The following is a 26,438-nucleotide window of genomic DNA, read 5'->3' as shown; positions in this document are numbered from 1 at the left end:
CGCCTTTACCCACCCATCGTGTTTATCATCAATGTTTGTGACTTAGCCAGACCTTGGTTAGGTCACACCATCCAAACCCATTTACCTGTACATCATTAAGTCGCTTGGAAACCTCTAAAGCGAAAGGATCTCCGGCAAAAACCGTCATAACTTGGTCTTCGATTAACTTAGCTTTCAGCGAGTCCAATAGTTGGTATGCTCGTTTAAAGTTTCGGGTCGCTCGGATGTTGTCTAATTGATTTGAGATGCCTTTGCAGTACTCCTCATCGATGTTGAGCTGCGAGAATGGAACACGTGATAAAAGACGTAGCCACGCACTGAAACTATCGTTCTCATCAATAATGCTGCATAGCAGAGCACCTTGAACTGACTCGTAATTCCCATAACTACATGAAATAAGCCTACTAGACTCATTAACCAGCTGTTGAGCAATTTTCTGCGATTCAGAGGTATCTTCAACAGTTAGTTCTCTCAATGGTTTATATGAATCAATCGCCTGAAACAGCAAAAATACTGCGGGTTGCGATTGGTGTTTGGTCGTTGTTATTTCTGGCGTTGAGACTCGAATTTCATTGTGAGCACAAGCCTTACTTTTCGCCCAGTCGAGGTAAGACCACAACTCAATTTGGTCCAAAATCGCTTGCTGGTGGCAGTAACTACTATAACGACTCAACCGCAGCATATTGGTAGAAAATACATCTAGCTTTAGTGCTCCTGAGCCAATGGTGTGCTGGGTAGTACCGTGTTTGAAAATTGATGCTTCAGCTTGCGCGAGCAGTCTCGGTAAGTGCCAGTCGGCTTTATGGAGTGTTATCTCAACCGCATCCGGATAAGGTGAGTGAATGTGGGCAATATGTTGATAGCAACTACGCCATTGAGGTCGATTCGCTAGCTGTTGTAATGAGCTGACGACATGCTGCCCCACTAGAGGTTGCCCATCATGAAAAGTGACTCCAGTACGCAGCTGAAAATACCAGACTGTCGCATCTTCATTGGGTTGCCAATGATAGGCGAGATCTCCCGTTACCATCCCTTCATGGATGTGGCTTAAACGCTGATACAGATGGTGAACCAAAAATCGTTCAGTTCGGCGCAACACTTTATGTGGGTGTAGTGGTTCTATTTTTCTGTGGAAAGGGAGGTAAACACGTTGTTTGTTGCTCTGTTCATTACGGCTTAGAAAGGCTTGCAGTGCTTCACCCGGTTCGCGACCTCCAAAGCTCAAGACCTCCAAAAGCTCATCGACTTTACCTTCATAGGCGATCGGTTCAGCCATAGAATGGCAGGCATCTATAGGTTCGATTAACAGCTCAATTGTGGCTTTTTTATTTCTTCCAACAGACGCCTGCCAGTTGATCCAACCAGCGGAAGACATCACTTTTATCAACGTAGAGACATGTCGTTCGCTCACTAGCCATAGCTCGGCTAGTTGATTTACCTGACATGATGATTGTCCCGGACCCAAGGAACGAAAGAGGAGTTCATACAGTTCTAACTTTCTTTTTAAATTCTTCATGTCGTTACTTGTGGCTGATGTAAGTGTTTGTTGGTTCATGCTTGAGCTGAGTGTTAACGACTTAGCTAGCGGTTCTTATTCGGTAAGTGAGTCAGGTGACTAAATCCGCAATCTATCAGAGCGGTTTCTAATGTATTGATCACTTGTTGAGAAGTTTCTGGCCTCAGTAGTTTAGACGCTCGCTGTTGTACTTGTAGTAATGTAGAAAAATGGTCGATTTCATATTCGAAGCCATTCCCTGATACAGGTATATCAATGAGTTTGGATTGTCCGTTATGCTCAATTTCAATACGTTGTGGGTTCCACCACTTTTCGCATATTTTTATCGTTATCCCGTCACCAGTTAACACCGCATCGCGTTGGAGGTTTCGTGTTATTGAAGCACTGAACTTTCCAGATACGCTACCAGTAAACGTGAAGCAAGCATCGGTATCGACAGCACAGTCTTGAATGCCTTGCGTCAGCTGCACTGAAGGTGGATTAGGGATGCTGCCCAGAGTGTTGCATAAATCGTAGTAGAGCCATAGCCCGTACACACCAACATCAAGCGAAGCACCACCGCATAGCTCTGGATTGAAGATAAATAAGCTAGGGTCGTAGTCGTGCTCATTACCAAACCCCGCCTCAACATGAAGTTGCTGAATGTTCTGCTCTACCAAATACGTTTTCAATTCTATGTAAGCAGGGAAGGTGACGGTTTTCATCGCTTCAAGCAACAGTACATCATGCTTCTTCGCCAGTGCACTCATTTCCAACCAGTCTTCAAGTTGTGTAAAAGCTGGCTTCTCTACCAAAACATGCTTGTTGTGCTTGATAAACAGTTCTGCAAGGGGTTTGTGGTAAGGGTGAACGGTAGCGATGTACACAGCATCAATCTCAGGGTCCTCGGCCATGTGTTGATAAGATTCATAGCTATGGTTAGCGCCGTATTGTTGGCAAAATAGATTTGCTCTTTCTGCGTCCCTGGCTGCAACCGCATATAGCTCTGCCTTAGAGCTATGTTGGGTAACTGCGACTGCAAAACGATGCGCGATGTTGCCTAAACCAGCGATTCCCCATTTGATTTTATGCATTGATTGGACCTCTATGTAGTGACCCATAGAGCATAGCGAATCAGTAGGTGGTGAAATAGAGCACAAAAGGTGAAGGTTGTTCATTATTTCCTAGCTATGTATAGGAAACAAAAAAGAGCTGGTGCCTATTGCGACACCAGCTCTAAATCATTTGAAGATTGTCTTAGTGATTAAATTGATTCACTAGGCGTTTTAGGCTCTGTAGGTGAGTAGCTAGGGATTCTGCACGTCTTACAGATGTAGAAGAAAGCTCTCGCGTTTCGATGATCGCTTGCTTGACTCGAACAACATGGTCATTGATACCGTGAGTGACTTGCACCTGCTCCTCAATTGCTTGAGAGGTTTGAGCGCTTTGCTCATTGATCGACATAAGGTCTTGAACAATTGCTTCGAAAGAGGCTCGGCTTTGCTGAGACTTCTCGACACAAACCTCAGAAGAGTGGATACCTTCTTCGATGAAGCGCCCCGTTTGATTCACCGTGTTTTGTAGAATCTCAATACGTGAGCGAATCTCTTCGACGGAAGAACTTGTCTTGCCAGACAGTGCTCGAACTTCGTCAGCAACCACGGCGAATCCGCGCCCTTGTTCGCCTGCGCGAGCCGCTTCAATCGCAGCATTGAGTGCCAGAAGGTTCGTCTGTTCGGCAATGCCTTGAATCATAGACAGAATCGCTTCGATGCCATCGACATCGTTGTAAAGCTGCTCTAGTGCAGATTTAGAGCCTGTTAAGTGCTCGCTAAGCTCATGCACTGTTTGAGCGGCTTCTTCCACGGTAGAAGCGCCTTGTTGTGCTTGATCCTGCGCGTTAATTGCGAAATCAGCGCTCTGCTTGGCTTGATGAGCAACTTCATCGATCGATGCCAACATCTCTTCTGCTGAAACTGCCATTGCATCCGTCGCGAGATCTTGCTCACCTAATTCGTTATCAATACTCTGGCGATTCGCAAGCTCTTGTTTTGCCGAATCAATCAGATCGGTAGAGGTTTCAGAAGCGCGTGACGTGACTGCGCGAAGTTCTGCACTTTTCATCTGCATAGCGAGCTCAATAGGCGAGAGATCATCACAATAACCCGTATATGGCTTTTCCATGATCGGGTTGTCGTAATGCTCTTTAGCGAGCTTATGTATCGTAGATAGGCGTTGCTTGAACATTGCAGCACAGCCCGCTTGAGCCAAAACCGTAACCAATAATGCGATAGCGGCCATCGTAGTCGGGATCACTCCTGCAATAAGCGCTAACCCTAGTAGAGCTTGCAAACCTAATAGAGCATATGAGCTGAGAAGCCAGCGCATTCTTCGAATTTTAACTTTTCCAGCGTGCATTTGAGCGTAAAGCGTTTTAGCTCGCTCAATTTGGCCGTCAGTGGGTTGTGTTCTTACTGATTGGTATTCGTGTACCGATCCATCCGAGTTGCGAATTGGAGTAACAAACGCAGATACCCAATAGTGACCCTTGTCTTTACATTTGTTCTTCACCAAACCCATCCAACTATTCCCCGATTGGATGTACTGCCAAAGCTGAGCAAAAGCTTCTTTAGGCATGTCTTGGTGGCGAATAAGGTTGTGAGGTTGCCCTAACAACTCTTGTTCGCTGTAGCCAGCAACGTGGTAAAAGTCTTCATTACAATAAGTAATATTACTTTCTGGCGTGGTGGTCGAAATAAGACTATCCGTATCTGAAAAGCGAACTCTTTCATCATGATTGTTCATTACGTACTGCCTTGTATTTGTTATAAGAATTTATTGTTTTATAAGGCGCGTATTATCTTATAAGTGTCAAAATGATGCCTTATCAATAAATTGACGGCAGTCATTATTTAACCAATTGAAATTTAATATGGATTGATATGGATCAATACGAATAAGCTCTGAATAGGTTAGCTGTGATTTTTATCGCTTTAATGTCATTTATTCGTCATAAAAATGGAATCAATGTTCCAGTTTTTGAGTTGTATTTCTCTATTAATTTTGGGCCAATTTTTTACTAATGCACCATATTGGTGATCGATTCGCACTAAAATAGGGAGTGTAATTGTTTGAACTGTATATAAATTAATCATACAAGTTAATTAAAGCCCTGTTTTGTATATGGTCTATAAATTGCTTTGTTGTATATAGATGTAAAACAAAACAAGGAATGTAGATGAACCTTACGGATCAGGAACGTCATTGGCTTAAATGGTTTGGCTCAACGGGTAAGATTGCGATGAGAAAGGCCTGTTTCTTAAATCGAACGCGCACTAGGGAGTTAGAGCAGACGTTCGAAAGTATTGCGGAGACACGGGTACAGTTACTAAATAATTGGGTAAAGAACCAATGGGACTTTCTCGAAGATGCCGCGCTGTATGTTGCTAGTCGAACGGAAGAGCAAACAACGGAAACGTTGCAAAGGCTTCTTAATCGCAGCCCAGATATCTCAGAACTCGCGGTCGTGGACGAGCGAGGCATCGCCCAAGCGTCAAGCTACAGCAATCATGTTGGTTACACGCTTACTGACCCCAAGGCGCTCAACGAAGGTTTAAAGAAGCGCTATCTTCATGGGCCTTATGTTGACGAGCGTACGTTATCGGTTGGTGCTTCAAGCTCGTCGTTTCATGACCAAGTTACACTGATGTTTTATGTGCCGTTCTCACGTGAAGACGGTAAACCACTGTGTCTGTGCGGACGAGTACCAAACGATGTGATTGGCGATATTATCCAGCGTGAAGCGGGGCATATCTATAGTGAGTCTGGGGACAACTATATCTTTATGGTGGAGTCGAATCATGATCCACGTATTGAAGCCGGTGTCGCGCTATCTCGCTCTCGATTTGAAGACAACACCTTCTCGCATGGTGAGAACCTTAAACAAGGCGTCAATACCGATTGGGGCGTGGTGAAAGTTCAGCATCATACCGAGTTTGAAATCCGCTTTACCGACCCTGCGACCAAGCAGTTACACCCAGGCGTCAGAGAAACAATAAAGAAAGGCAACAATGTCTTTGTTGAATATCCGGGTTATTCCGATTACCGACACATTCCTGTCATTGGTAAAGGTGTGACTTTTCAACTCGATGGCTCACCAGATAAGTTCGGCATGATGTGCGAGTCGGATTTGGAAGAGGTGTACCGTGATAGAAGCCTCAGCTACACCTTATCGAAACACTTTATTGGCAGCATGCTTTTTACCCTTTTCCTACCTCTACTGCTGACTCACCTTTTTGATTTATCTCCTTTTATACAAGCAAGCCTAATGGTTGTCTGCATGTTGTTGAGTCTTGGTCTGTTTCGAGCGTTTAGTGCCAAGCCGCTGGTCAATAAAATGAGTAAGATGACCATGGTAATGCAGACACTGGCTGAAGGGGACGGCAACCTCAGTCGTCGACTCGACCCCAGTACCTTCAGTAGCGATGAATTGGGCAGTTTAGGGCGTTGGACGAACAGTTTTATCGATAATCTCGATGGGATCATCAGCGAACTGATCCATGCCAGTAGTGAGGTTCGCCAAGTATCAGAATCGATGTTTAGGCGCAGTGTGGTGATGAATCAGGCCAGTGATGACGCCTCACATTCGCTGCACAATATGTTGGAGTTGAGCCAGCACCAACAGAGTGAAATCACCAATGCGACGGTTTCAGCGACTCAAATGGATACGGTGATGAAACATGCTGTGGAAAGCGCTGAAGAGGAGTACAAGCAGGCAGCGCAAGGAATGGAGTCTGTGCGTCATATCGTCGAAAGCTCAGCGACCAGTGTTAACGAAGTGAATAACGAGATGAGTAAGGTCTCTGACATTATCAACATCATTACGGATATCACGGCACAAACCAATTTATTGGCTCTCAATGCGGCGATTGAATCTGCGCGAGCGGGTGAGCATGGCCGAGGCTTCTCGGTGGTAGCGTCAGAGGTTAGAACCTTAGCTGATCGTACTTCGCAGGCGGCCAACCACATTGGTGATCTGATGAAAGAGTTGCATGCTAAATCGCGCAGTGCGGTGGCATCTATGGAGCAAGGAGTGGAAAACGTCAGTCGAGGGAACTTGATGGTCGATTCTAGTGCTCGTAGTGAGCAGATGCGGGTCGCTGTTGCCGAGCTGTTTGCGACCATGTCGAAACTCGATGAGAACAGTCAAGAGAACGGTCATACAGCAGACAAAGCTCAACGTTCTATTTCCGATCTTCAAACCTCGACTCAACAGCTGGCGCGTCGTGTGACTCTGATGGGTAATGCCTTAGGTCGTCTGGAACAACTTATTGGTCGCTTTGAGGTGAGTAAGAAAGCGGCTTAACGCTCTCAAATTGAAAGATATATTCAGATAACTCTCGCCCACAAGTTATATCAATATCGATGATAGCTTGTGGGTGTTTTTGTCGTTATCTCTCTATTTATATATCTCTCTACCTACCTCTCTATCACTCCATACCAATCATGCTGCTGAGCGAGGCGTTTTAGTTTGCTCAGCTCGCTCTCATTCTCCTCAACAAGCCAACCGATGAGATCATCAATGACCGCATTCTTGGTATTTTGATGCAGGTAATACGTCCACGCACTATGCTGAATTTTCGCGTTTGGCGGGCAATATAAGAAACCACGCTCTAATTCAGGGATGATCAACAACAAGTCAGTGACGGTAACACCTTGTCCAGAGAGGCAGGCGTTCAACGCCAAATCAAGGGAGAGGAAGCTGGTATTTCGAACAGGCGTTGTCGGTGGATACGCTACATCGGATAACCATGTCTTCCAGTCAGTGTGGTCGAGAGTAGGATGCAACCTTGGCAAGGTTAGGATTGAGTCTAAATCAAGATCGTCAGTTACTAAGCTGTGCGAGCAGACTGGTGCCATAAACTCTTCGCGCAGTACACGGATACCAGGTTTGTTGTCGTAATGGTTCTTCAACTGCGTATGGAAGACCAACAAGTCGTAATCGGTGTAGTTAAGTGCTTCATCCTCCTCGATAACAGGAATAATCACGATCTCGTAATCAGGGTATCGCTCATTGAGCTGCCTAACTTTAGAGATCAGTACACGTGTGGCATAACTCAGCGCAGCTTTGATGACGATTCGTTTCTGTTTAGGCTCTTTCCAGCTGGCAAGCACGGATTCAATGTTGCTATAACCTTCGCGTAGGGCAAGGTACAACTCGTTACCTTGTGGCGTCAGTTCAATAGCGCGATGCTTGCGACGCACCAGTGAAATTTCTAGCTCATCTTCTAACTGTTTCACCTGTCGGCTTACTGCACTCTGAGTAACATTGAGCTCGTCTGCAGCCAGTGTAAAGCTCATGAGCCTAGCGACAGATTCAAAGGCGCGCAGCCCATTGTGAGAATAGGGCAGATTTGGATATGGGGTCATAAAACACTCGCATGAGTTTTTAGAATGTTAGAGTGGCAGATATATCAATTGAAGGCTAGTGCTAAAAGCCATAAGGTTTGTGGAAATCTTAAGAGGCTCTCATGAAAAAAATACTCGCACTAGCATTCCCGCTCATCATTTCACAATTGATATCAATGGCATTGGTGTTAACCGATGTATGGATGATGTCTCGAATTAGCGTATCTGCGCTGGCTGCGGGTGGTTTGGGTGCCTCGATCTACTTCTTCATCTTTCTTATTGCCAGCAGCACGGTCGGTTGCGTCGCAAACTTAATTGCTATCGCCTACGGGCAGAGAGTCGCGCGCCCAGACTTTGGCAACCAACAGATCCGTCTGGCAGTAAAAGGCGCAGTCATGCTTTCGTTTGTGATGAGCGCTGTTTTGATGTCTGGTTTCTGGTTCGCGCCTCAAGTACTTGAAATGGCGAAACAACCGCCAGAGGTGATTACTCTTGCGATGGAGTACGTTCATGCACTTAAGTGGGTGATGTTGCCATCATTGTTATTACTGGTTTTGCGAGGATTAACCAGCGCCTTTGGTAACGTACGCTCTATTTTGATCATGTCGATAGCCACTGTTATTTTGAACGTGCCAGTGAGCTATTTCATGACCTTCGAGCTGGGTATGGGCTTAACGGGGCTTGGTTTAGGTACCGCGATTGCAGCACTGGTTGTGATGATTGGCTACACGTTCTGGGTATTTCAACGTGACGAGTTCAAACCGTTCGCCCCTTGGCTGCACTTGGAAGAGTATTCGGTCAAGTTGATGGCTCCGCTGCTATTGATGGGCTTACCTATCGCGGTCGCGGCGATCCTGGAGCATGGTCTTATCTATGGCGGCACGCTAATGGCGGGAACCATCAGTATTGCGTCATTAGCACTGCACCAAATTCTGCTTCAGTGTTTGAGCTTTACTTGGAACTTCAACTTTGGTTTCTCACAGGCAGCGGCGATATTGGTCGGTCGTGACTTTGGTGCGGGTAATATCGAAGGAATTAAGAAGACTTCAATGCAAAGCTTTATTCTTGTCTCGCTGCTGAGTTTAGTGTTGTGCGGTGTCTTTATTGCGTGGCCTGAAGCCATTGCGGCAATGTTCCAACTTGATGACGGTACAGACACTATGTCAACGCTATTAACTTCGGTTATTTGGGTAGTGGCTCTCTGCTTTATTGTTGATGCATGGCAATTGCTAGCGATTAACCTACTAAGAGGTATGAAGATTGTCTCCATGCCAACGGTAATGACAGCGATTGGCTACTGGGTATTTGGATTGCCAGCGGCATGGTATCTAATGCCGGACTATCAGCTTGCCGGTATCTGGGGCGGCATTGGTATCGGCCTCGGTGTGACGGGTATCTTGTTGCTTGTTCAACTCATGGTTGAAATCAGAAAGCAGCGCTCTTTAGATTGCTCGGCACAATTGGCGCATTAATCCCGTTTGTACAACTTAGACCAACGTCGTACAGAAACCCTAGCATAAGCTGATTACACTGTATTGAAGACTTAAGGAAAGAGGTTGTACAAATGGAAGTAGGGTTGTTTTGGGCCGAGAAAGGGATGTTGGTACTTGGGGCTCTTTTTGTACTGACGAGCGTAATGCAATATGGGAAGCGCAGTTCCGATTGGAAAGGTGTGATTACCATGTTCTATAAACGCATTCCTATGAGTGTCTCGGAATATAAGTGGTATCGCTTAGGTATTGCGCTTTTGGTGTTCGCCGTCATTTTGCGTTTTGCTTTACTGATTTTATGGCCAACGTACCAGCTTTAATCGATCGCTTCGTTACACATATTTCTAGAGCGGAATGACGTGATTTATCAATTGTTGCCATTCCAGCATCTTGTTTAGAAAACACCACTCGATTTATTCAGAAACCCTTTTATATTAAGGGTTTCTGACTGCATATCTTGATCTCTCAAACATAGCAAAAACTTCTAATTATCTTGCCTGTAATCACCATATTAATGGATTCACCCCGTACCTGATACCATAAGGATCTGTTACACTCGCTATTATTCGCTTCAATCATTGGTGGTACATTAATGTCGTTTCCAGTTCTTATATGTGATGATTCTGCCTTAGCCCGCAAACAGATGGCTCGCTCTTTACCGCCGTCGTTAAATGCTGACATAACCTTCGCGGTGCATGGATTGAATGCGCTCGATGAATTAGCGAGTAATCAGTTTAAATTAATGTTCCTCGACCTGACCATGCCAGAGTTGGATGGCTATGGAACATTAGAAGAGATGCAGCGTTTGGGTAATACGACTCCTGTCGTCGTTGTGTCTGGTGATATTCAGCCTAAAGCTAAACAGAAGGTTATGGAGCTTGGGGCGAAAGCCTTCCTGCAAAAACCAATTGACCAAGAGGCACTTAAAGCCGTTCTTCGTGAATTGGTTGATCCGCCTAAGCAGCCACAATTAGTCACACCAGCGCCGCTAGAGCTGCCTATTCTGCGCAGACGCGATATCTATATGGAAGTGGCTAACGTTTCGATCGGCCGTGCGGCAGACGCATTGGCCCGCCACTTCGATGTATTTGTTCATCTACCACTGCCTAACGTCAACATCTTTGAGGTAAGTGAGCTTCACATGGCACTGCGCGATTTGGCCGACAACGACCAGGTATCTGGTGTTTGCCAAGGCTTTAGTGGTGAAGGTATTGCCGGCGAAGCATTGGTTCTGCTCAGTGATTCGAGTGTGAATGATCTCAAGAAGCTGATGAAGGTGCCAACAGACAGTGAAGAGCTTGAAGAATTAGAGCTGCTTATGGATGTATCCAACATTCTTGTGGGTTCTTTCTTAAATGGCTTAGGTGAACAGTCTGAAGTGCGCTTCTTCCAAAGTTCTCCGGTACTGTTAGGGCAACATATTCCAATCGAATCAGTGATTGCCAATACCAGCGGTTCGTTCAAAAAGACCATGACCTTTGAGGTGAGCTACAACATTGAAGGCACCTCAATTCGTTGTGACCTACTGTTTATGTTTGTGGATGAATCTTTACCGCTACTAGACAACAAGCTGTCTTACCTAATGGAGGAGTTCTAATTATGCTTCAATTACCTGCAGAGTTTGAGCAGTTCCATTGGATGGTCGATATGGTTCAAAACGTCGACATGGGACTTGTTGTGGTCGACCGAGATTTCAACGTGCAAGTTTGGAACGGCTTCATGACACACCACAGTGGTAAACAGTCTCATGATGCGATTGGCAAATCGATTTTCGAGCTGTTTCCTGAGATCCCAGAAGAGTGGTTCCGCCTCAAAACTAAACCCGTTTATGATCTTGGCTGTCGTAGTTTCATTACGTGGCAACAACGTCCGTATCTGTTCAAGTGTCGTAACGTGCGACCTGTTACTCAACAAGCAGACTTCATGTACCAGAACGTGACACTTAACCCGATGCGTTCTCCGACTGGACAAGTAACGTCACTGTTTCTTTCTATTCAAGATGCGACGGCAGAGGCTCTGGTTGCTCGTCAGTAAGAATCACTAAACAGATTCATAAAAGAAAAGGCACGCGATTATGCGTGCCTTTTTCGTTTTTCGTGCTTCTGAGCTAGAAACTGTAGTGGGCACCAATTGAGAAGTAGTTAGCTGTGTAGTCCAGTGCTAGAGGTTGGTATGTGTAATCGAGAGAAAACTGCAGTCCTTTTTGCCACGGACTGTTCATGCTGACACCTACATTCGCGTACGGCTTGATTGAAGACTCTGAATCTTTGGTTTCAGTATTTGCGCCAATGTCTTCGACCTTTTCGTCTACTGTCGAGTATGCTCCACCGGCAGCGGCATAGACATTAATGAGTTTACTTACAGGCTGGTGGATCTTTACGCCAGTACTGATCGCCTTGTATTCCATAGTTGTAATTGTGTCATTACTGCCGTCGTAGATGTCTCCGGAGATAGAAAGAGTATCGGTGTAACTCAGATCTAGTGCGACAAAAGGCGTGAAATAATAATTTAGGCGGCCGCGTGAAGTGAAACCAGTCAAGCTTTCGCCGTTCTTAGTAATGTTCGACATACCAATATCAAAAGAGTATTCCAGCGGCACTTTGGCAGCGTGGGCGTTCAGGCAAATAGTAGAGAGTGTGCTGAGCAATACAGCTTTAAAGATTCTTGGCATTGAGCAACCTTGTTAATGAGAATTAAATGGTATGCTGCATTGTAACATATATGGAGTATCATTCCATTTGATGTGGTAAGAATTTTAGACGTGGGGATAATAGGTAACAGGTGGGTGGAAAGGGGGGGGGAGAGAATGTGGCAATCAATAGATAGACTGCCACAGATAATTGGATAGGGTGATTACGGCTTAGAAATTTAGGTAGGCACCACCATACACAGAAGCTGCACCTTCTCCGCTTGGTAGCCATTGATAGCTGATACCTGTATCTAGAATTAAAGGTGAGCCAAGGAGAGCAAAAGTGATACCTGTACTCGCATAAGGTTGGATACTGCTGTCTGTTGTGGTTTCAGATACGCTGTTGACTGCATCCCAACGTGTGACCTCGGAATCGATGTAGCTCGCTCCGCCCGAACCATAGAGGTTAAACCCGCCAAAGCTCTGCTCCAGTTTTAGGCCTGCGCTGTAAGAGTTGTACTTTGAAGCAAAGCCATCAGATTCTGACGTCACAGTACTATCTAAGGTTGCAGTGTGGCCAAAGCTAAGATCGAGTGACACCATAGGTGAAAGGTAATAGTTGTATCCTAGCTGCGCAAAGTAGGCTGTTTCAGAATCTGAACCATCAGAAATCGCAGTCGCACCGAGATTGGTATAGAAAGAACCGGGACCATTTTGTGCCAAAGCGGAGCCACTGATACATAAAAGCGCAAGTAGAGGGAGGGTTTTCTTCATAACTAACGTCCTTGTAAGCCATTCAATGTGCTCTTGTTTAATATAAAGAGCAGTTCTAATAAGCAACTTATACCTTATTTTAGACTGTTTGACTCGCAAGAGTTATCGCTAAAGAGCGAGCTTTTGATCTCTGCGACACCTTATTCTTTTTCATAACGGCGAATTTTTAGGCACTCAAACAAGAAAATTCAAAAAATTTGTACTTTTTGAAGTGTTTCTACAGGCCAAAGATTGACCATGATGACGTCTTTTTCTCACAGAAATAGAAATAAAAAGAGAAAGTAGCGATGAAGCGATGGAAAACGTTTGCGCAAATGTTGCGTAAGTTTGCGTCACGCTGTGCGCTTAAGTCGTTAATATCTAAGTAAATAGCTGAAAAATAGGAAAGGAGAGAGGAATTCGGATATGGAATCTTTGGGAGGATAGCATAAAAAAAAATGAAATATCAGACTTGCTGTTAATAAATCACGGCCTATAATGCTGAAAACCGGAGCGTCTGCCAACGCTCCGGTTTTTTTGTGTCCGAAGAAAAGTAAACTCGTCTGCCAACGACTTTACAACGCACCATGCGAGTGACACATACATTTATGAATCAAGGAAAAACACCATGCGTATCGAACAAGAACTTAAGTTAGGCTTTAAAGATGTACTGTTTCGCCCGAAGCGTTCAACACTAAAAAGTCGTTCTCAAGTAAATTTAACCCGCGATTTTACATTCAAGCACAGCGGTCGTCAATGGGCTGGTACTCCTGTTATTGCAGCAAATATGGATTCTGTTGCAAGTTTTGAAATGGCAGCGGCTCTTGCAGAGCACGAAGTAATGACAGCTGTTCACAAACACTACACAGTCGAGCAGTGGGCTGACTTCGTAAAATCAGCAGACAAGAAGACGCTAAACAATGTTTTCGTATCAACAGGTACTTCTGACGCTGATTTCGAAAAAACAAAAGAGATCATGGCGCTATCTGAAGAGCTAATCTTCATCTGTATCGATATCGCAAACGGCTACTCAGAGCACCTAGTAGAGTACGTTCAAAAGGTACGTGCTGAATTCCCGAACAAAGTTATCTCAGCAGGTAACGTTGTAACAGGTGATATGTGTGAAGAGCTAATCCTAGCGGGTGCTGACATCGTTAAAGTTGGTATCGGCCCAGGTTCTGTATGTACTACACGTGTTAAAACAGGTGTTGGTTACCCTCAACTTTCTGCAATCATCGAGTGTGGTGACGCAGCACACGGCCTAGGCGGCATGATCATCGGTGACGGTGGCTGTTCATGTGCAGGTGACGTTGCAAAAGCATTCGGCGGTGGCGCGGACTTCGTAATGCTAGGCGGTATGCTAGCAGGCCACGAAGAGTCAGGCGGCGAAGTGGTAGAGCAAGACGGTAAGAAGTTCATGAAGTTCTACGGCATGTCGTCTCAATCTGCTATGGACAAGCACTCAGGTGGTGTTGCTAAGTACCGCGCAGCTGAAGGTAAAACTGTTTTACTTCCGTTCCGTGGTTCTGTTCACGGCACTATCTCTGACATCCTTGGTGGTGTACGTTCAACTTGTACATACGTAGGCGCAGCAAAGCTTAAAGAGTTAACTAAGCGTACGACTTTCATCCGTGTACAAGAGCAAGAGAACAACGTATTCGGTAAAGAGTAACCTGAACGAATTCGAATAGTTTGAAAATCAAGAGCCGCTTTTTAGCGGCTCTTTTTTTGTCCAAAAAACGTTAATTGGTGACAAAGTAGCGGTAGAGAATTTTAGGTTTAAACTTGTATCGTTGCTAACACCTAGCTACTTCTGTCTCACTTATTAACTTAAGTGGTTTTATTTGGCGTATTGCTATCTCATGAATTTTATATAGCCTCAGGTTATGCGTCACGAAAACGTAATTATAGTGTTGTTTTACCAGTTTTTTCTTGTGTAATAAGGCCAGCTGAAAATTGCTAGGTATTTAATGTAAGTTAAAAATGAAACGAAGAATACTTTTGGGGTTAGTTATATCATTTGCGGCGATTAGCTTTCCTGTGGCGAGTCAAGACTTCCTGCCCGTTCAGCAGGCTTGTGATAAACGTTATACCGAGGATTTAGAGGAGCTAAAAACGACCGAGCCATCTTATTATAGTTATTACCACTATATCGCAAGTGGTGGTTGCCCTGGCGTTGAGTTAAGAGAACGGCGTTTTGAGCGTATTGATCATCACTTTGCTAGGCTCGGTAATTTTAATGCTCAGTGGGAGTTAAATAAGGATTATGCGAGTTTGGTTGAAAAAGCGGTCGCTGGTTCTATTTCCGCTAGAGCGAAAATCGTTCTGTCCAATACCGTGCCGCAAACAACGCAATATAGCCGCGATAAAGACCTTGATAATTTGGAACTGTCTGATGAGATAAAGCAGCGATATATTTCACAGATATTGGAACTTGCAGACAGAGGAGATATCAGGGCACTTCATGTCGCTATGGCATACTATTTGTATGCTCCAATCTCGTTATCTGGTGATGATGATGACGCTTCGATGGCTACTGAGAGGCTTAGAAAAGCGCGACGGTTGATGGAGTTGTACGGTAATGATTACTTATGGCTGAATATGACATACAACAATTGGCTGTTAGAAGCTAAAGATCTTAGTTGGTGCGCCGAGAATATTAAAGGTAGGCAGTACTTTTCAGAGTTTGAAAAAGGGCTTTATACTTTCAGCAGACCATTTTTTTGTAACAGTGTTTTTAATAAAAAACTATTCAATAAAATAGAGCTTATGAGTGATGTCAGCCGCCTACATTTCTTTAAAGAGCTGATAGCCTCAATGGAGTTCGATTTTTCCGGCAGCCACCAGGCCAGATTATATCAACTGAAAAAGTGGGACCGTACACTTAATAAGCTGGCACTGTTAGCCTATTTTGATGTGTCATTAGTCAATGAAGCTTTAGCTTTTTCTCTGCTATCACTGCCGTACGAGCCTAACCGTGATCTTGCCGGATTTTACTGGCTTGATACGGAACGTCACCCCTCACCGTTGATGCGACTGATAAGTAGCATGTATGGCAAAAACGGTTATGACGTCGAGGAGAGTGCCGATGAACAGATTATCCCCGAGATTTTGGCGAGCGAAAAATACTTTGGATTGGCGTACGCTTACTTGGGTAGAGATGATGAATACTACCAGTTTACTTTAAACAGAGTATTACCAAAGGGCGATTGGATTTCACTCTACACTTTTTACCTTATGTATAAGTATGAGGATAACACTCGTGCCTGGGCGATGATAAAAACACTTGAGCAATATGACGAATATATTGCAAAACAGGTGGAAGAGGACTTTTTTTTAGGTGGACTTAGCGAACCCGATAAGAAAGCGGTTCAAAAAGTGATGGAAGAAATACGGCCATACCTCCCAGAAAAAAACAAAGTAAATTATTCTCAAATATATTGGAAGAGGGATATACAACCCTACCTTTTAAAGCAACTGTCGTTACTAATTGAGAAAGAAGAAATCAAGCTCAAGTGAGAGCGTAAGGTGTTGCCAAAATAACCGAGAGCCGCTTTTTAGCGGCTCTTTTTGTCTAAACGTTACTGAAAACGATACTCATAGATTGTAGGCGCGTGTGGAAACAGCCCTTCAATAATGTCTTTCAGACAAGGCGTAACAAGAGTAATATTCAACTTTGTTAGTATGATGTTCTACTGTATAGTCGGAAAATCATTCAAGATATTGATATTAAAGGCGATGTCAATGTCTTGGCTTAATGCTTTCCGACTATATTGTGACTATACGAATGGGGTTTGGTGTGAAAAATCTGTTCATGATCTTATGCATGTTTTCTTTGGCTTCTTGTGCAACGGCACCAAAGCCACCTCAACCAAACCTTACTGATAGCCCAAAAGCCAGTTATAAAGTTGCACCCAAGTACCCGAAAGAAGCATTGAGTACCGGCGTTGAGGGCTCTGTGGAGTTTAGGTTTGATTTAGACCCAAATGGAAAGCCAATTAACATACAGATCACTCGCTCGTGGCCGAAAGGTGTTTTTGATGAGAGTGCCACAGAGGCGCTTCGTCAATGGACATACTTAGTGAAAGATGCACAGGGAAATCCGTTGAAATCAAAGAATATTGCAGTACAAATGCGTTTTACATTATACGCACCAATTTCGGATAAGTGGTTGTGACATTGAACCGACTAGATGCATTTCTATCGCCACCATTTCGGTGGCGTTTTTGTATCTGAAGATACTCGCCTACATAGCGATACAGTTGTACTCGCTTGGCATGCTGTTTACTATGCAACTTGTTAATTTGAGTACATTTCAATTTTGGTAAGTAAGGGCAGTTATGCGTCGTTTGATCGGCTTAGTTCAAAAATATTGGTTGGCAATTACCCTGTTGGTCTTGGCTGTTATCACCATACTCTCACTTCTTCCTGTTCCTAGCCTGCCGCCAGTGCCGGGTACAGATAAAACACATCACTTTATTGCTTATGCAGCATTAACCTTCTCTGTTGCATTGGCGAGGCCAAAGAACTGGCTGTTGATAGCGCTTTTCTTTGTTGTTTGGAGTGGAGCGATCGAAATACTTCAACCCTATGTGAATCGCTATGGAGAGTGGTTGGATTTAGCGGCTAACGCTGGTGGTGTAGCGTGTGGGATCTTGTTAGCTAAAGTTGTGAACTTAGCCTTTCCTATGGATGAAAAAAAGCGTGAAGAAACATACCAATAGCAGTGTGATCTCCTTGTAAGTCGACTAAGATTTTAAATTCAACATAAGTAATTTTGAGACAACTAAAGGATTAGAAATGTCAAAACTACTGGTTTATGCCACCGCTGCTTTCTTCATTGTTTATGGAGCATTGTTTCTTCTTATCCCCACAGGGATGGCGTATTGGATCACGGGTGCGGAGTTGAATACGGCATCTGCAGTGATAGATGTACGCGCTACTTATGGTGGAGCTCAGCTTGCTATAGGCTTGATGATGTTCTTGGTGGTAAAACTCAAAGATGATGTCGAGCTTGGATTGATTTTCGTTGCTGTCGTTTTGTTAGCAATGGCGTTTGGAAGATTAGTTGGTCTTTGGAATGACGGTGAAGCGAATTTAGTCATGTATTTATACTTGGTTGGGGAGCTGCTGTTCGGTGCTCTTGCTCTCGTGTTAAGAAGCAAAGACAAGATCAAAGCTTAGGCTTTTCAATTTATTATGATTACCCACGCTGAGCTGCCTCTCACCACTTTGATAACAGCGTGATCCTGCTAACAAATATCCCTACTACTTTTGTGTATTAATTGTGAGCCATTGATTTGAGTCAATGGCTTTTTCATACCATCCTTTATAGATAACCCAATTACCAAGGATTACTGACTATGAGCTTTTCACTGAGTGGGCTCGTAGGAGAAGTCTATGGATAGCAAATAATAACGAGCAAGGGCTGCTACAGCTTTGCGCGTAGTGGGTGGTATATGAAGTCATCAAAACCAAAATTCTCCGAAGGTCGTCGCCGCTTTCTGCGTGACACCGCAAGAACCGCAGCAGGTGTCGGCGCCGCAGCAACCGTGCTTGGGTTGCAGTCGATGCAGAGTAAAGCGCGAGACACTACCGGCCTGCCAGTAAGGCCACCGGGTGCATTAGAGGGTGAAGCCTTTGAATCAGCCTGTGTTAGGTGTGGTTTATGTGTTCAAGCTTGTCCGTATGACACGTTAAAACTTGCAACGCTGCTTTCGCCACTTCCTTCTGGAACGCCTTACTTTAATGCCCGTGATATTCCTTGTGAGATGTGTGAAGACATCCCTTGCGTTGTGGAATGCCCAACCGGCGCGTTAGACCCACTGCTCAAAGATATCGATGATGCGCGCATGGGTACCGCAGTATTAATCGACCATGAGAACTGCCTTAACTGGCGTGGTTTACGTTGTGATGTGTGTTATCGAGTGTGTCCGTTAATAGACAAAGCGATCACATTAGAACACGTTCGTAATGACCGAACCGGTTACCACGCTAAGTTGATCCCAACCGTCCACTCTGATGCTTGTACTGGTTGCGGTAAGTGTGAACAAGCGTGTGTTCTTGATGTATCTGCGATCAAAGTGATCCCGACCAACTTAGCTATGGGTAAGTTGGGTGAGCACTACCAACTGGGTTGGGAAGAGGTCGATAGAGATCTCAACAATGCGCCAGTTGAAGATGTGATTCCGACTGATGCACTTGAGTCTCTGAACTCCTTGAAGAAGGGGAATCTATAATGGCTAAGAATCTGGCAAAGAATGCAGGTAAAGAAGCGATCGAGACTTTAGGCTGGTGGCGAGCACATCGGTTTCTTATTCTAAGACGGTTATGCCAAATTGCAGTTATGGTCTGTTTTATCGCTGGCCCAACGTGGGGGATCCTGCAAGGCAATCTATCATCTAGCCTGCTTTTAGGGACTGTGCCTTTGAGCGATCCTTTGATTGTGATGCAAACCATAGCAGCGGGTCACATACCTGAACTCACGGTGCTTGCGGGCGCGGGGATAGTGATTGCTTTCTATTTGATCGTTGCGCCACGCGTCTTCTGTGGTTGGGTTTGCCCAATGAACATTGTCACCGATGCAGCAGCTTGGCTGCGCAGAAAGATGGGCTTGAAAGCGAGTTATCGTTGGTCGCCACAAATCCGTTACTGGCTAATTGGTGTCTTGCTGGTAGGCAGTGCAGTTACAGGCACGGTTTTATGGGCGTGGCTTGACCCAGTGGCGACACTGCATCGTGGCTTAGTGTTTGGTATGGGTGCAGGATGGATTCTCATTGCTTTGGTGTTTATCGTCGATTTGCTGCTTGTTGAACACGGTTGGTGTGGTCATTTGTGTCCATTAGGTGCCATGTATGGTGTGATTGGTCGTAAGAGCGTGATTCGCGTAAAAGCGGTACGTCGTGAAGACTGCGATAAATGCATGGACTGTTTTTACGTTTGTCCTGAGCCAGAGATACTTCGTCAGCCTCTGAAGGAAGGGGATAGACGAGTGATGTCGCAGAATTGTATCAGTTGCGGTCGCTGCGTAGATGTTTGTGCTGAGAAAGTCTTTGAGTTTAAAAGCCGATTGGATGATAAATGATTCTCGGGTGTCATAAGCGGCGACATTAGTTTCAGACAAGGTAAAACCGAGTAGGCTCGAATCCCCAAAAGTGATTCGAGCCTTTTTATGCAGAATCATCTGCCAAGCCTTTGGATAGACCTAGCGTGAGACCTTGTTAGCCTAATTTAGGACGTGCTTTTAGTGTTTGAATCTTATGTAGGTTTGCACGTGCTGGGTTGTTTGTTTTTAATTTGCTTTTCAGTGCACCTTTAACTTCGCTTACAGGAACAAAGATACGCTCACCGTCTTTGATTACTGAGACGTATACCTCTCGTGTGATCTCTTCACGAATCAACCATGTGCCATCTTCAAGGCGTTTTACGTCACCTTTCACATTGCCGTCAGCGCCGCGAACTTGCCAAGAGTCTTCTTCGGTGTTCTTAACTGCAGTAATGGTTTTGTCGCTGTGTAAAGCCTCGATTGAGATACCGTCGTCGTTAATGATGATTTCACCAACACGAACTTCACCAATATAGACTGAGTAGAGCGTCTCGTTTTCGTCTGAACGCTCCTTAACTGCGGCCATTTTGCTGTCTGGGTTGTTGATATCAATCTCAATCGGATTTGATGGAGTGCCCATGATCGGGTGAGTAGGTACAGGCACTTCTTCACCTAAATCCGGAATGTAGACATAACCGAAGTCAAAACCGAGATCTGGTGTTTGATCGCCATCTGGAGCATCGACGCCGTAACCTGGATCCACGTTTTCAAAGCCTAAGTCACCGTCGAATTGTGGTGCAGTGTCACCACCGCCTGAGCTACCAGAAGAGCTACAGCCAGCAGCTAGAGAGACCATTAAAGCAACTGCGGTAAGTTTTAGAACGTTTTTCATGAGAACCTCATTTAAGTATCAATATTTGAAAATATGTTGTGATGAGTTTTACCCAGCGATCAAAATGAAACGCCTAGGCCGTATGTGATGGACCAGTCAGAGCTTTTGGATTTATCAGCGCCAATGGTGATGCTCACGTTGTCGAGCATGTAAGTCAGGTCCAAGCCATAGAGCGCTTCATATTGCGTGTCATCCATTTCTTCTCCTTTGAGTTCGTAACTGTTTTTTATCTGACGAACACCAAAAGCGGGGGTGATATACACTTTGTCTGTCGCTGCAACTGGGAGGGTTAGGGATAAGTCTCGTTCCGTATACCTTGATGAGTAGTCTTGAACACTGCTCTCATGGTCGTAACGATAAAACGCAGCTTCTGCGCCAATCCCCACACCACCTTGTTTGTAGCGTGTGTAGCCGAAATACATGTCCTTTGAATTTCCTTCGAAAGAACCACCAAAAGAGACACTATCAATGTGCTGTGGGATCCACTCCTCTGCTGATACCGAATGGGGCAAAATGCTGCCCAATGCGATAGCGGAACAGGCGATGACTTTGAAAGCGTTTCGTAGTTGGCTCAAGTTTCGGCTCCTCTAATTTAAGAGTGAGAAGCGATGGAGTGGTGACTTCACCGCTGTCTCGGGACGAAACAAAGAATGCCAAAATGAGTACAGCGTTAGAAATGGTCAGTTTTCATGTGCGGCATAACTGGGAGTTATGACGAGGAGGTTGGGTTATGAAACGATCTGTTTGCCTATCTTGATCATCTTGTCGATGAGCCACTTATAAAAAAGGTCGTTAGTGAGCCCAGCCGTCCAGCTCATACATATATCAATCTCTGGGACTTGTTCGAGTAACTGGCAACGATAGCCTTCAGTTTCGGATAGCAACTTCATGACACGGGTTGGACCAATGAGCACTGCATCTGAATATTCAAGCGTATCTAACGCCAACCACATGCTGGCTTGATCCAACATCACAGGGTTATCGGGAAGGATGGTATTGTAGATGTGCTGATATTGGGTTGAACCCGAAATCCGTATCACGGGAAACTGCGAGAAAGGTGGGGGCTCGCTAGTTTCGGTGAACAGTGGGTGATCATTACGAGCGATGAAAGAAGAGCTTACAGCACCAAACTTGATACTTTCACAACGTGCACCAGAACCTATGATAGGCCCGAGCGCAAGGTTGATCTCACCATTCTCTAGTTGATTGATATTTTCTCTACTCCACTCTTTACAAACCACAGTTACGTTCGGCGCTTCTTGATGAAGTTCTCGCAGCAAGGTGGAAATCCAATGCGGACTGCCATAATCGGAGAAAATAATACTAACGGTGGCATCTACTTCTTTTAAATCCAGTTCATCTGGGATGACCAAATGCTTGACTTGCTCGCACAGCGATTCAACTTGAGGCTTGATGCGTTCTGCTTTAGGGGTAAGAAGTTGGTTGTTACCCGATCTGACTAACAAAGGGTCATTGAACATGGCTCTCAGGCGAGTGAGCTGTTTACTGACCGCGGGCTGTGACAGAAACAATAACTCAGCACTCTTTGATACATGTTTATGTTCTAGCAATACCGATAGGGTTTTCAGTAGGTTGAAATCGAGTTCGCGCAACTTGGCGATGTCACTATTCCTCATGGCTATAGCCGTCTCTTGTATGTATGCCCATTTGTTATTAAGCATAGATGTAACCATGGTTTTTCGCGTCATATTAAATCGAGATTAAAGTCAAAATTCTATTTTTGAAGTGTCACGCAATTTTTGCAGTAGGAATGAATGAAAAGTAGATTTTTGAGCGTTTTTTGTACGGAAATGTAAATTGTCTCAATTTTGAGTCAGTTGTTTTTAATAAATGCTTTGAATAAATGTAACAAGAAATTTATAAAGTAATAACAGGTTGGCGAGGTGGTCTTTATAGAAGCGCAGAATACAAATAATAGATGCTTCTGTCGGTATTGCTGCTTTGGAATTGCTTGATGAAAATAAAACATAAACTTTTTGGCCTGACTGGCCTCGCGATTAGTGCGCTTATCGTTATCGTATTGATCACTGAAATCAGCAACTTAAAGCTGATCAAACTAGAAAAAACATTGATTGAAGTGAAAGATTTAGAGCTTTCGCTGCAAGAGATGAAAAGGATAGAGCTTCAGTTTCTGAACTCATCAGAAACCAGCTTGTCTGCTCAGTTTTCGAAGGAGTATGATCATTTCAATATTCTCTCACAATCTTTGCTTGCCCACCTTGTTGAGCTTGAGGTTGTGGTGGATGACATGCCAAAGCTGCTGAAAGAAATAACCCAATACCAACAAGGGTTTGAGTCGCTAGTCTCCATCTATGGAGCGGACAAAACCAAAGCTTCAGCCATCATCGCTCAGTCCGATTACCTCTATAACGACATCTATAGGATTTTCAAAGGGGTCGAGAAACAGTTTGAACAAGAGATCGATTCTGCACAGTCCTCGATTAACCAGTTTATTTTGTTCTCGCTTTCCATCGTCGTTATTGCACTTGTTCTGCTGTCTTACGGTTTGATCAACAGCATTCAACGCAGCATTTCTAATTTAAATCTGATTACTAACCAAGTTGCGCGTGACCATGACTTAACACTACGAGCAACGGAATCTAATGATGAAATTGGTGACATTGCTAAGGGCACCAACAAGCTGATTGTGAGTATCGAGGGTTTGATTACTCAGGTACAAAGCAGTGTTGAGAACCTAGGGGCTGTGTCTGTACAGCTTAGATCGAATAGTCACCAAACAGAGCTTTCATTACAGCAGCAACAACTCGAAACTGACAGCGTCGCTACGGCAATCACTGAGATGGGGGAAACCATCAAGGAAGTGGCGGCAACAACAGAGCATGCAGCAAGCAATACTCAAAAAGGGTTCACCGTTGCTCAGCAGGGTTTGGTTGAAATTGAATCAACGAAGCAAACGGTTACGGAGCTGTCTAGTGAGCTGGAATCTGCAGAACATGAGATCGAACATCTGTCAGAGCTCTCTTCTCAAATCAGCTCTGTGATAGGCGTGATCCATGAGATTGCGGAGCAAACTAATCTACTCGCATTGAATGCTGCGATTGAAGCGGCACGCGCTGGTGAACAAGGCCGTGGTTTTGCTGTTGTAGCAGACGAAGTAAGAACGCTCGCGAGCCGTACTCAAACGTCGACAGAAGAGATCTCTAGCATCATTACTTCAGTGCAGAGCCAGACTCAAGCGGTTGTGTCGACCATGAAAGGCTGTCGAACCAAGGGCACAGTGAGTGTTGAGTCATCACAAGTGGCTTACCAACAAATCGAAGCGGTAATGGATGAGATGCAGAAAATCTTGGACAGCAGCACCCAGATTGCAGCGGCTGTAGAAGAGCAGAGTATGGTGTGTAATGAAGTCGCACAAAACATAGTGGTGATTCGAGATACAACCACCACCAATGTCGAAGGTGTGTCAGACAATACTCGCTCAACAGAGGTCGTTAGCCAGCAAACGACAGATCTTCAAACAGCAATCGAGGTGTTTAAAGTCCATCGATAACACAAACCATTATTGAATTGTACTGAGCCTAGTCAGAAATTGGTCAAACTTCATGTCATGGACAACAAGTTTGCAGATTTCATGCTAGGCTCATGTTTTTGTTCAATAAAGGTAAAGTTATGTCAGAAATGTATACCAAGCATGCAAGCAAGTATGCGGAAGTGGTTAAGGGCAATATCTATAACGCGCTGTTAGAGCGCCCGTCTACTTTATCGTTATTGGATGATGTAAAAGGTCTAAAGGTACTCGATCTCGGTTGTGGTCCGGGTGAATATGCTCAATGGTTTCTGGAGCAATCAGTCGCAGAATTGACCTGTACTGATTTATCTGAAGAGATGGTTAGCTTGGTTACAGAGCGTTTTGGCTCAAAGCTAAAGGCCTATGCTCAAGACCTTGCTATTGGGCTTCCTAATGAGCTTGACCAGAGCATAGATGTGATTGTGTGCCCGCTAGTGCTGCATTACATTGAAGACCTCACACCAGTGTTTAAAGAAGTGCAAAGGGTTCTTAAGCCTGGTGGTTACATGGTCTTCTCTACCCATCACCCATTTGCTGACTTTGAATGCTCAATTAATGGTAACTACTTTAGTCGTGAGTTTATTCAAGAAGAGTGGAATACCATAGGCGACCCTGTGGAAGTGAGCTTTTATCGTCGTTCACTTACTGAGATCTGCAATTCGATTGCTGCATCTGGGTTAGTGATTTCAAGAATCACCGAAGGTGAAGTGGATGAGCGGGTACGAGAGATAGATGAAGATAGATATAACCATCTGAAAAATAATCCAAACTTCATTTTTGTTCGTTGTGACAAGCCAGCTTAAATAGAAATACTGTTTCTCAGCGCACTCAATAGTTTAACGCCCAAAGCGAAATTCGTTTTGGGCGTTTTGCCTTTTATTGCGCCATCAACGGATAGAACGGACGCTGGTCGTCATTAACCAAAATGCTGTTAGTAGCTGTGTGGCAAAGCATCCGACGAACAACCACTCGATACCAATCAGTGATGTTAAATAGCCTGAACCAGCAAGGCCAAATGGCATCAAGAGTTTGAACAGTGAGCCTGTTATCCCGTTTACTCGGCCGAGAACGCTGACATCAAAGGCTTCTTGGCGGTAACTCCAGATACAGATGCTGCTATATAAACCCACAGCGGATACCCAAAAGAACCCGGCAATAAGTGCTGTTTGATTCTCCATGACCAACGGAATAACAAACCCGATGGATTCGAGTGCAATCGAGATAATGAGAAGCCATCCTAGTCCCCATTTCTTGCGTAACTTGTCAGCGCTGAATGCACCAATGAGACCACCAAGACCAGAAGCAACGATCAGATAACTGACGCCCACTGCATTTAATCCTAAATCTGCTTTGGCATAGTAGATTGCCTGAATCCAGAATACGGCACCTGTTGTGTTGATGACCATGACAGCAAGCGTAATCAACCACATGTTCTGCTCATTACGTAGTGCTTGCCATCCTTCTTTTATGGCGCTGAAAGTGCTTTGTTTGTCTCTGTTGATGGGTGTTTTTACGTCGAGCCTTTTGAGTTGCCAAAAAGCCAATAGCATCAAAAGTGCTACGCCGATGAAGACGTTATGAATGGTCGCCAGTAACATGATGGCCCCTGAGAGTACTGGTCCAACGGTTTCCATAAAACTGCCCAAGGAGCTCATTCGAGCTGTCGCCACATTTTGAGTCTCATGGGAAAGCGCGCTTTTTTGAATCGACATACGCGCGTTGTGGTAGCCGTAGTTAAACGCCATCATTAAGAACGCACATGGAAACAGAACCCATAATGGCTCAGCTAGGAACTCAACCGCCAGGAACGAGATAAACACCGTTATAGCCTGACCAAGCAACATAGTCAGCGACCACTGCTTTTTATCACTGCGATCGACCCATACGCCAATAAACAGGGCTAGTAATAGATTGGGCAGAAACTCAACGGCCCTCATCCAACCCATCCACTCGGATGATTGAGTCAATTCATACACCAACAATGGTAATGCAAGTGTGTATATTTGGCTTGCAAAGCTAACAAACAGAGCACTGCTAAATAACGTAACGAAGGTTCTATTCTTCCAGATGGAGCCATGAGACTCAGCTAACGTATTCATCTAAATATCCTTTTTATTTTTGGTAACACGGCTATTATTTGAAAATAAAAGATGAAGAAAAATAGAAATATAATTTT

24 protein-coding genes are annotated in these 26,438 nt (G+C 44.6%); 14 read left to right on the top strand and 10 right to left on the bottom strand.

Annotation, left to right across the window (positions count from 1 at the left end; genetic code table 11):
- Window positions 1-28 precede the first annotated feature (28 nt).
- The 3 genes from AC6R05_RS01245 to AC6R05_RS01235 all read right to left on the bottom strand — a co-directional run bounded on the left by AC6R05_RS01245 (window position 29) and on the right by AC6R05_RS01235 (window position 4,300).
- On the bottom strand, window positions 29-1,516 hold the full coding sequence (locus AC6R05_RS01245; RefSeq protein WP_500646331.1) for an SgrR family transcriptional regulator: 1,488 nt from the start codon (window positions 1,514-1,516) through the stop codon (window positions 29-31).
- A gap of 65 nt (window positions 1,517-1,581) precedes the next feature.
- Window positions 1,582-2,616 carry a Gfo/Idh/MocA family protein gene (locus tag AC6R05_RS01240; protein WP_500646342.1) on the bottom strand — a complete coding sequence of 345 codons (1,035 nt, stop codon included), beginning with the start codon at window positions 2,614-2,616 and terminating at the stop codon, window positions 1,582-1,584.
- Between the two features lie 136 nt (window positions 2,617-2,752).
- Window positions 2,753-4,300, bottom strand: coding sequence for a methyl-accepting chemotaxis protein (locus AC6R05_RS01235; protein ID WP_500646330.1), 1,548 nt, complete (start codon window positions 4,298-4,300; stop codon window positions 2,753-2,755).
- Window positions 4,301-4,733: 433 nt separating this feature from the next.
- Here AC6R05_RS01235 and AC6R05_RS01230 point away from each other — a divergent pair, with 433 nt between their 5' ends.
- Entirely contained in the window at window positions 4,734-6,860 is a 2,127-nt protein-coding gene (locus AC6R05_RS01230) for a methyl-accepting chemotaxis protein (RefSeq protein ID WP_408692891.1), read from the top strand.
- Between the two features lie 113 nt (window positions 6,861-6,973).
- On the opposite strand, the gene AC6R05_RS01225 is transcribed toward AC6R05_RS01230, so the two are convergent.
- Window positions 6,974-7,924, bottom strand: a complete 951-nt coding sequence (locus AC6R05_RS01225) for a LysR family transcriptional regulator (protein ID WP_500646329.1) — start codon at window positions 7,922-7,924, stop codon at window positions 6,974-6,976.
- Between the two features lie 101 nt (window positions 7,925-8,025).
- Between AC6R05_RS01225 and AC6R05_RS01220 the strand changes: the two genes are divergently transcribed.
- The 4 genes from AC6R05_RS01220 to AC6R05_RS01205 all read left to right on the top strand — a co-directional run bounded on the left by AC6R05_RS01220 (window position 8,026) and on the right by AC6R05_RS01205 (window position 11,427).
- On the top strand, window positions 8,026-9,375 hold the full coding sequence (locus AC6R05_RS01220; RefSeq protein WP_500646328.1) for an MATE family efflux transporter: 1,350 nt from the start codon (window positions 8,026-8,028) through the stop codon (window positions 9,373-9,375).
- A gap of 92 nt (window positions 9,376-9,467) precedes the next feature.
- Complete coding sequence (locus tag AC6R05_RS01215; RefSeq protein ID WP_032552842.1) at window positions 9,468-9,713, top strand: hypothetical protein; 246 nt, start codon at window positions 9,468-9,470, stop codon at window positions 9,711-9,713.
- 272 nt (window positions 9,714-9,985) lie between these two features.
- The gene (locus AC6R05_RS01210; protein WP_500646327.1) at window positions 9,986-10,990 is read left to right on the top strand and encodes a response regulator; all 1,005 of its coding nucleotides are present in this window, start codon (window positions 9,986-9,988) and stop codon (window positions 10,988-10,990) included.
- A gap of 2 nt (window positions 10,991-10,992) precedes the next feature.
- Complete coding sequence (locus AC6R05_RS01205; RefSeq protein WP_500646326.1) at window positions 10,993-11,427, top strand: PAS domain-containing protein; 435 nt, start codon at window positions 10,993-10,995, stop codon at window positions 11,425-11,427.
- Between the two features lie 73 nt (window positions 11,428-11,500).
- Here AC6R05_RS01205 and AC6R05_RS01200 read toward each other — a convergent pair whose 3' ends face one another.
- Both AC6R05_RS01200 and AC6R05_RS01195 read right to left on the bottom strand, forming a co-directional pair.
- The gene (locus tag AC6R05_RS01200) at window positions 11,501-12,064 is read right to left on the bottom strand and encodes a putative outer membrane beta-barrel protein (RefSeq protein ID WP_150896658.1); all 564 of its coding nucleotides are present in this window, start codon (window positions 12,062-12,064) and stop codon (window positions 11,501-11,503) included.
- Window positions 12,065-12,253: 189 nt separating this feature from the next.
- The gene (locus AC6R05_RS01195) at window positions 12,254-12,796 is read right to left on the bottom strand and encodes an outer membrane beta-barrel protein (protein WP_500646325.1); all 543 of its coding nucleotides are present in this window, start codon (window positions 12,794-12,796) and stop codon (window positions 12,254-12,256) included.
- A 607-nt stretch (window positions 12,797-13,403) separates the two neighbouring features.
- Here AC6R05_RS01195 and AC6R05_RS01190 point away from each other — a divergent pair.
- The 7 genes from AC6R05_RS01190 to napH all read left to right on the top strand — a co-directional run bounded on the left by AC6R05_RS01190 (window position 13,404) and on the right by napH (window position 19,859).
- Window positions 13,404-14,447, top strand: coding sequence for a GMP reductase (locus AC6R05_RS01190; RefSeq protein ID WP_500646324.1), 1,044 nt, complete (start codon window positions 13,404-13,406; stop codon window positions 14,445-14,447).
- Window positions 14,448-14,758: 311 nt separating this feature from the next.
- Entirely contained in the window at window positions 14,759-16,294 is a 1,536-nt protein-coding gene (locus AC6R05_RS01185) for a hypothetical protein (RefSeq protein ID WP_500646323.1), read from the top strand.
- A gap of 280 nt (window positions 16,295-16,574) precedes the next feature.
- Window positions 16,575-16,952, top strand: coding sequence for an energy transducer TonB (locus tag AC6R05_RS01180; protein ID WP_500646322.1), 378 nt, complete (start codon window positions 16,575-16,577; stop codon window positions 16,950-16,952).
- A gap of 163 nt (window positions 16,953-17,115) precedes the next feature.
- Window positions 17,116-17,499, top strand: a complete 384-nt coding sequence (locus AC6R05_RS01175; RefSeq protein ID WP_390520944.1) for a VanZ family protein — start codon at window positions 17,116-17,118, stop codon at window positions 17,497-17,499.
- A 76-nt stretch (window positions 17,500-17,575) separates the two neighbouring features.
- Window positions 17,576-17,959 carry a DUF4345 domain-containing protein gene (locus tag AC6R05_RS01170; RefSeq protein WP_500646321.1) on the top strand — a complete coding sequence of 128 codons (384 nt, stop codon included), beginning with the start codon at window positions 17,576-17,578 and terminating at the stop codon, window positions 17,957-17,959.
- Between the two features lie 275 nt (window positions 17,960-18,234).
- Window positions 18,235-19,014 carry a ferredoxin-type protein NapG gene (napG, locus tag AC6R05_RS01165; protein WP_150870166.1) on the top strand — a complete coding sequence of 260 codons (780 nt, stop codon included), beginning with the start codon at window positions 18,235-18,237 and terminating at the stop codon, window positions 19,012-19,014.
- Window positions 19,014-19,859, top strand: a complete 846-nt coding sequence (gene napH / locus AC6R05_RS01160) for a quinol dehydrogenase ferredoxin subunit NapH (RefSeq protein WP_285465066.1) — start codon at window positions 19,014-19,016, stop codon at window positions 19,857-19,859. The genes napG and napH overlap by 1 nt, the downstream gene beginning before the upstream one ends.
- A gap of 136 nt (window positions 19,860-19,995) precedes the next feature.
- On the opposite strand, the gene AC6R05_RS01155 is transcribed toward napH, so the two are convergent.
- The 3 genes from AC6R05_RS01155 to AC6R05_RS01145 all read right to left on the bottom strand — a co-directional run bounded on the left by AC6R05_RS01155 (window position 19,996) and on the right by AC6R05_RS01145 (window position 22,394).
- On the bottom strand, window positions 19,996-20,712 hold the full coding sequence (locus AC6R05_RS01155) for a hypothetical protein (RefSeq protein ID WP_500646320.1): 717 nt from the start codon (window positions 20,710-20,712) through the stop codon (window positions 19,996-19,998).
- 59 nt (window positions 20,713-20,771) lie between these two features.
- On the bottom strand, window positions 20,772-21,287 hold the full coding sequence (locus AC6R05_RS01150) for a hypothetical protein (protein WP_500646319.1): 516 nt from the start codon (window positions 21,285-21,287) through the stop codon (window positions 20,772-20,774).
- Between the two features lie 153 nt (window positions 21,288-21,440).
- Window positions 21,441-22,394: a LysR family transcriptional regulator gene (locus tag AC6R05_RS01145; RefSeq protein WP_500646318.1), complete on the bottom strand. Its 954-nt coding sequence runs from the start codon at window positions 22,392-22,394 to the stop codon at window positions 21,441-21,443.
- A gap of 293 nt (window positions 22,395-22,687) precedes the next feature.
- Between AC6R05_RS01145 and AC6R05_RS01140 the strand changes: the two genes are divergently transcribed.
- Both AC6R05_RS01140 and AC6R05_RS01135 read left to right on the top strand, forming a co-directional pair.
- Window positions 22,688-24,244 carry a methyl-accepting chemotaxis protein gene (locus tag AC6R05_RS01140; protein WP_500646317.1) on the top strand — a complete coding sequence of 519 codons (1,557 nt, stop codon included), beginning with the start codon at window positions 22,688-22,690 and terminating at the stop codon, window positions 24,242-24,244.
- A 119-nt stretch (window positions 24,245-24,363) separates the two neighbouring features.
- Window positions 24,364-25,065, top strand: a complete 702-nt coding sequence (locus AC6R05_RS01135; protein WP_500646316.1) for a class I SAM-dependent methyltransferase — start codon at window positions 24,364-24,366, stop codon at window positions 25,063-25,065.
- A gap of 84 nt (window positions 25,066-25,149) precedes the next feature.
- Here AC6R05_RS01135 and AC6R05_RS01130 read toward each other — a convergent pair whose 3' ends face one another.
- The gene (locus AC6R05_RS01130; protein ID WP_500646315.1) at window positions 25,150-26,361 is read right to left on the bottom strand and encodes an MFS transporter; all 1,212 of its coding nucleotides are present in this window, start codon (window positions 26,359-26,361) and stop codon (window positions 25,150-25,152) included.
- Between the last annotated feature and the right edge of the window lie 77 nt (window positions 26,362-26,438).

The sequence above is a fragment of the Vibrio sp. R11-SG3-ISO9 genome (assembly GCF_059834255.1).
Note: the sequence above shows the minus strand (reverse complement) of the source record. Positions and strands in the feature narration are given on the sequence as shown.

Excerpts from the sequence above, each read along its gene's own strand:
- AC6R05_RS01135 (WP_500646316.1), top strand. The coding sequence starts at position 24,364 with ATGTCAGAAATGTATACCAAGCATGCAAGCAAGTATGCGGAAGTGGTT.
- AC6R05_RS01230 (WP_408692891.1), top strand. The coding sequence starts at position 4,734 with ATGAACCTTACGGATCAGGAACGTCATTGGCTTAAATGGTTTGGCTCA.
- AC6R05_RS01185 (WP_500646323.1), top strand. The coding sequence starts at position 14,759 with ATGAAACGAAGAATACTTTTGGGGTTAGTTATATCATTTGCGGCGATT.
- AC6R05_RS01155 (WP_500646320.1), bottom strand. The coding sequence starts at position 20,712 with ATGAAAAACGTTCTAAAACTTACCGCAGTTGCTTTAATGGTCTCTCTA.
- AC6R05_RS01215 (WP_032552842.1), top strand. The coding sequence starts at position 9,468 with ATGGAAGTAGGGTTGTTTTGGGCCGAGAAAGGGATGTTGGTACTTGGG.
- AC6R05_RS01140 (WP_500646317.1), top strand. The coding sequence starts at position 22,688 with ATGAAAATAAAACATAAACTTTTTGGCCTGACTGGCCTCGCGATTAGT.
- AC6R05_RS01190 (WP_500646324.1), top strand. The coding sequence starts at position 13,404 with ATGCGTATCGAACAAGAACTTAAGTTAGGCTTTAAAGATGTACTGTTT.
- napH (WP_285465066.1), top strand. The coding sequence starts at position 19,014 with ATGGCTAAGAATCTGGCAAAGAATGCAGGTAAAGAAGCGATCGAGACT.
- napG (WP_150870166.1), top strand. The coding sequence starts at position 18,235 with ATGAAGTCATCAAAACCAAAATTCTCCGAAGGTCGTCGCCGCTTTCTG.
- AC6R05_RS01130 (WP_500646315.1), bottom strand. The coding sequence starts at position 26,361 with ATGAATACGTTAGCTGAGTCTCATGGCTCCATCTGGAAGAATAGAACC.
- AC6R05_RS01170 (WP_500646321.1), top strand. The coding sequence starts at position 17,576 with ATGTCAAAACTACTGGTTTATGCCACCGCTGCTTTCTTCATTGTTTAT.
- AC6R05_RS01195 (WP_500646325.1), bottom strand. The coding sequence starts at position 12,796 with ATGAAGAAAACCCTCCCTCTACTTGCGCTTTTATGTATCAGTGGCTCC.
- AC6R05_RS01205 (WP_500646326.1), top strand. The coding sequence starts at position 10,993 with ATGCTTCAATTACCTGCAGAGTTTGAGCAGTTCCATTGGATGGTCGAT.
- AC6R05_RS01245 (WP_500646331.1), bottom strand. The coding sequence starts at position 1,516 with ATGAAGAATTTAAAAAGAAAGTTAGAACTGTATGAACTCCTCTTTCGT.
- AC6R05_RS01225 (WP_500646329.1), bottom strand. The coding sequence starts at position 7,924 with ATGACCCCATATCCAAATCTGCCCTATTCTCACAATGGGCTGCGCGCC.
- AC6R05_RS01235 (WP_500646330.1), bottom strand. The coding sequence starts at position 4,300 with ATGAACAATCATGATGAAAGAGTTCGCTTTTCAGATACGGATAGTCTT.
- AC6R05_RS01175 (WP_390520944.1), top strand. The coding sequence starts at position 17,116 with ATGCGTCGTTTGATCGGCTTAGTTCAAAAATATTGGTTGGCAATTACC.
- AC6R05_RS01240 (WP_500646342.1), bottom strand. The coding sequence starts at position 2,616 with ATGGGTCACTACATAGAGGTCCAATCAATGCATAAAATCAAATGGGGA.
- AC6R05_RS01145 (WP_500646318.1), bottom strand. The coding sequence starts at position 22,394 with ATGCTTAATAACAAATGGGCATACATACAAGAGACGGCTATAGCCATG.
- AC6R05_RS01200 (WP_150896658.1), bottom strand. The coding sequence starts at position 12,064 with ATGCCAAGAATCTTTAAAGCTGTATTGCTCAGCACACTCTCTACTATT.
- AC6R05_RS01220 (WP_500646328.1), top strand. The coding sequence starts at position 8,026 with ATGAAAAAAATACTCGCACTAGCATTCCCGCTCATCATTTCACAATTG.
- AC6R05_RS01210 (WP_500646327.1), top strand. The coding sequence starts at position 9,986 with ATGTCGTTTCCAGTTCTTATATGTGATGATTCTGCCTTAGCCCGCAAA.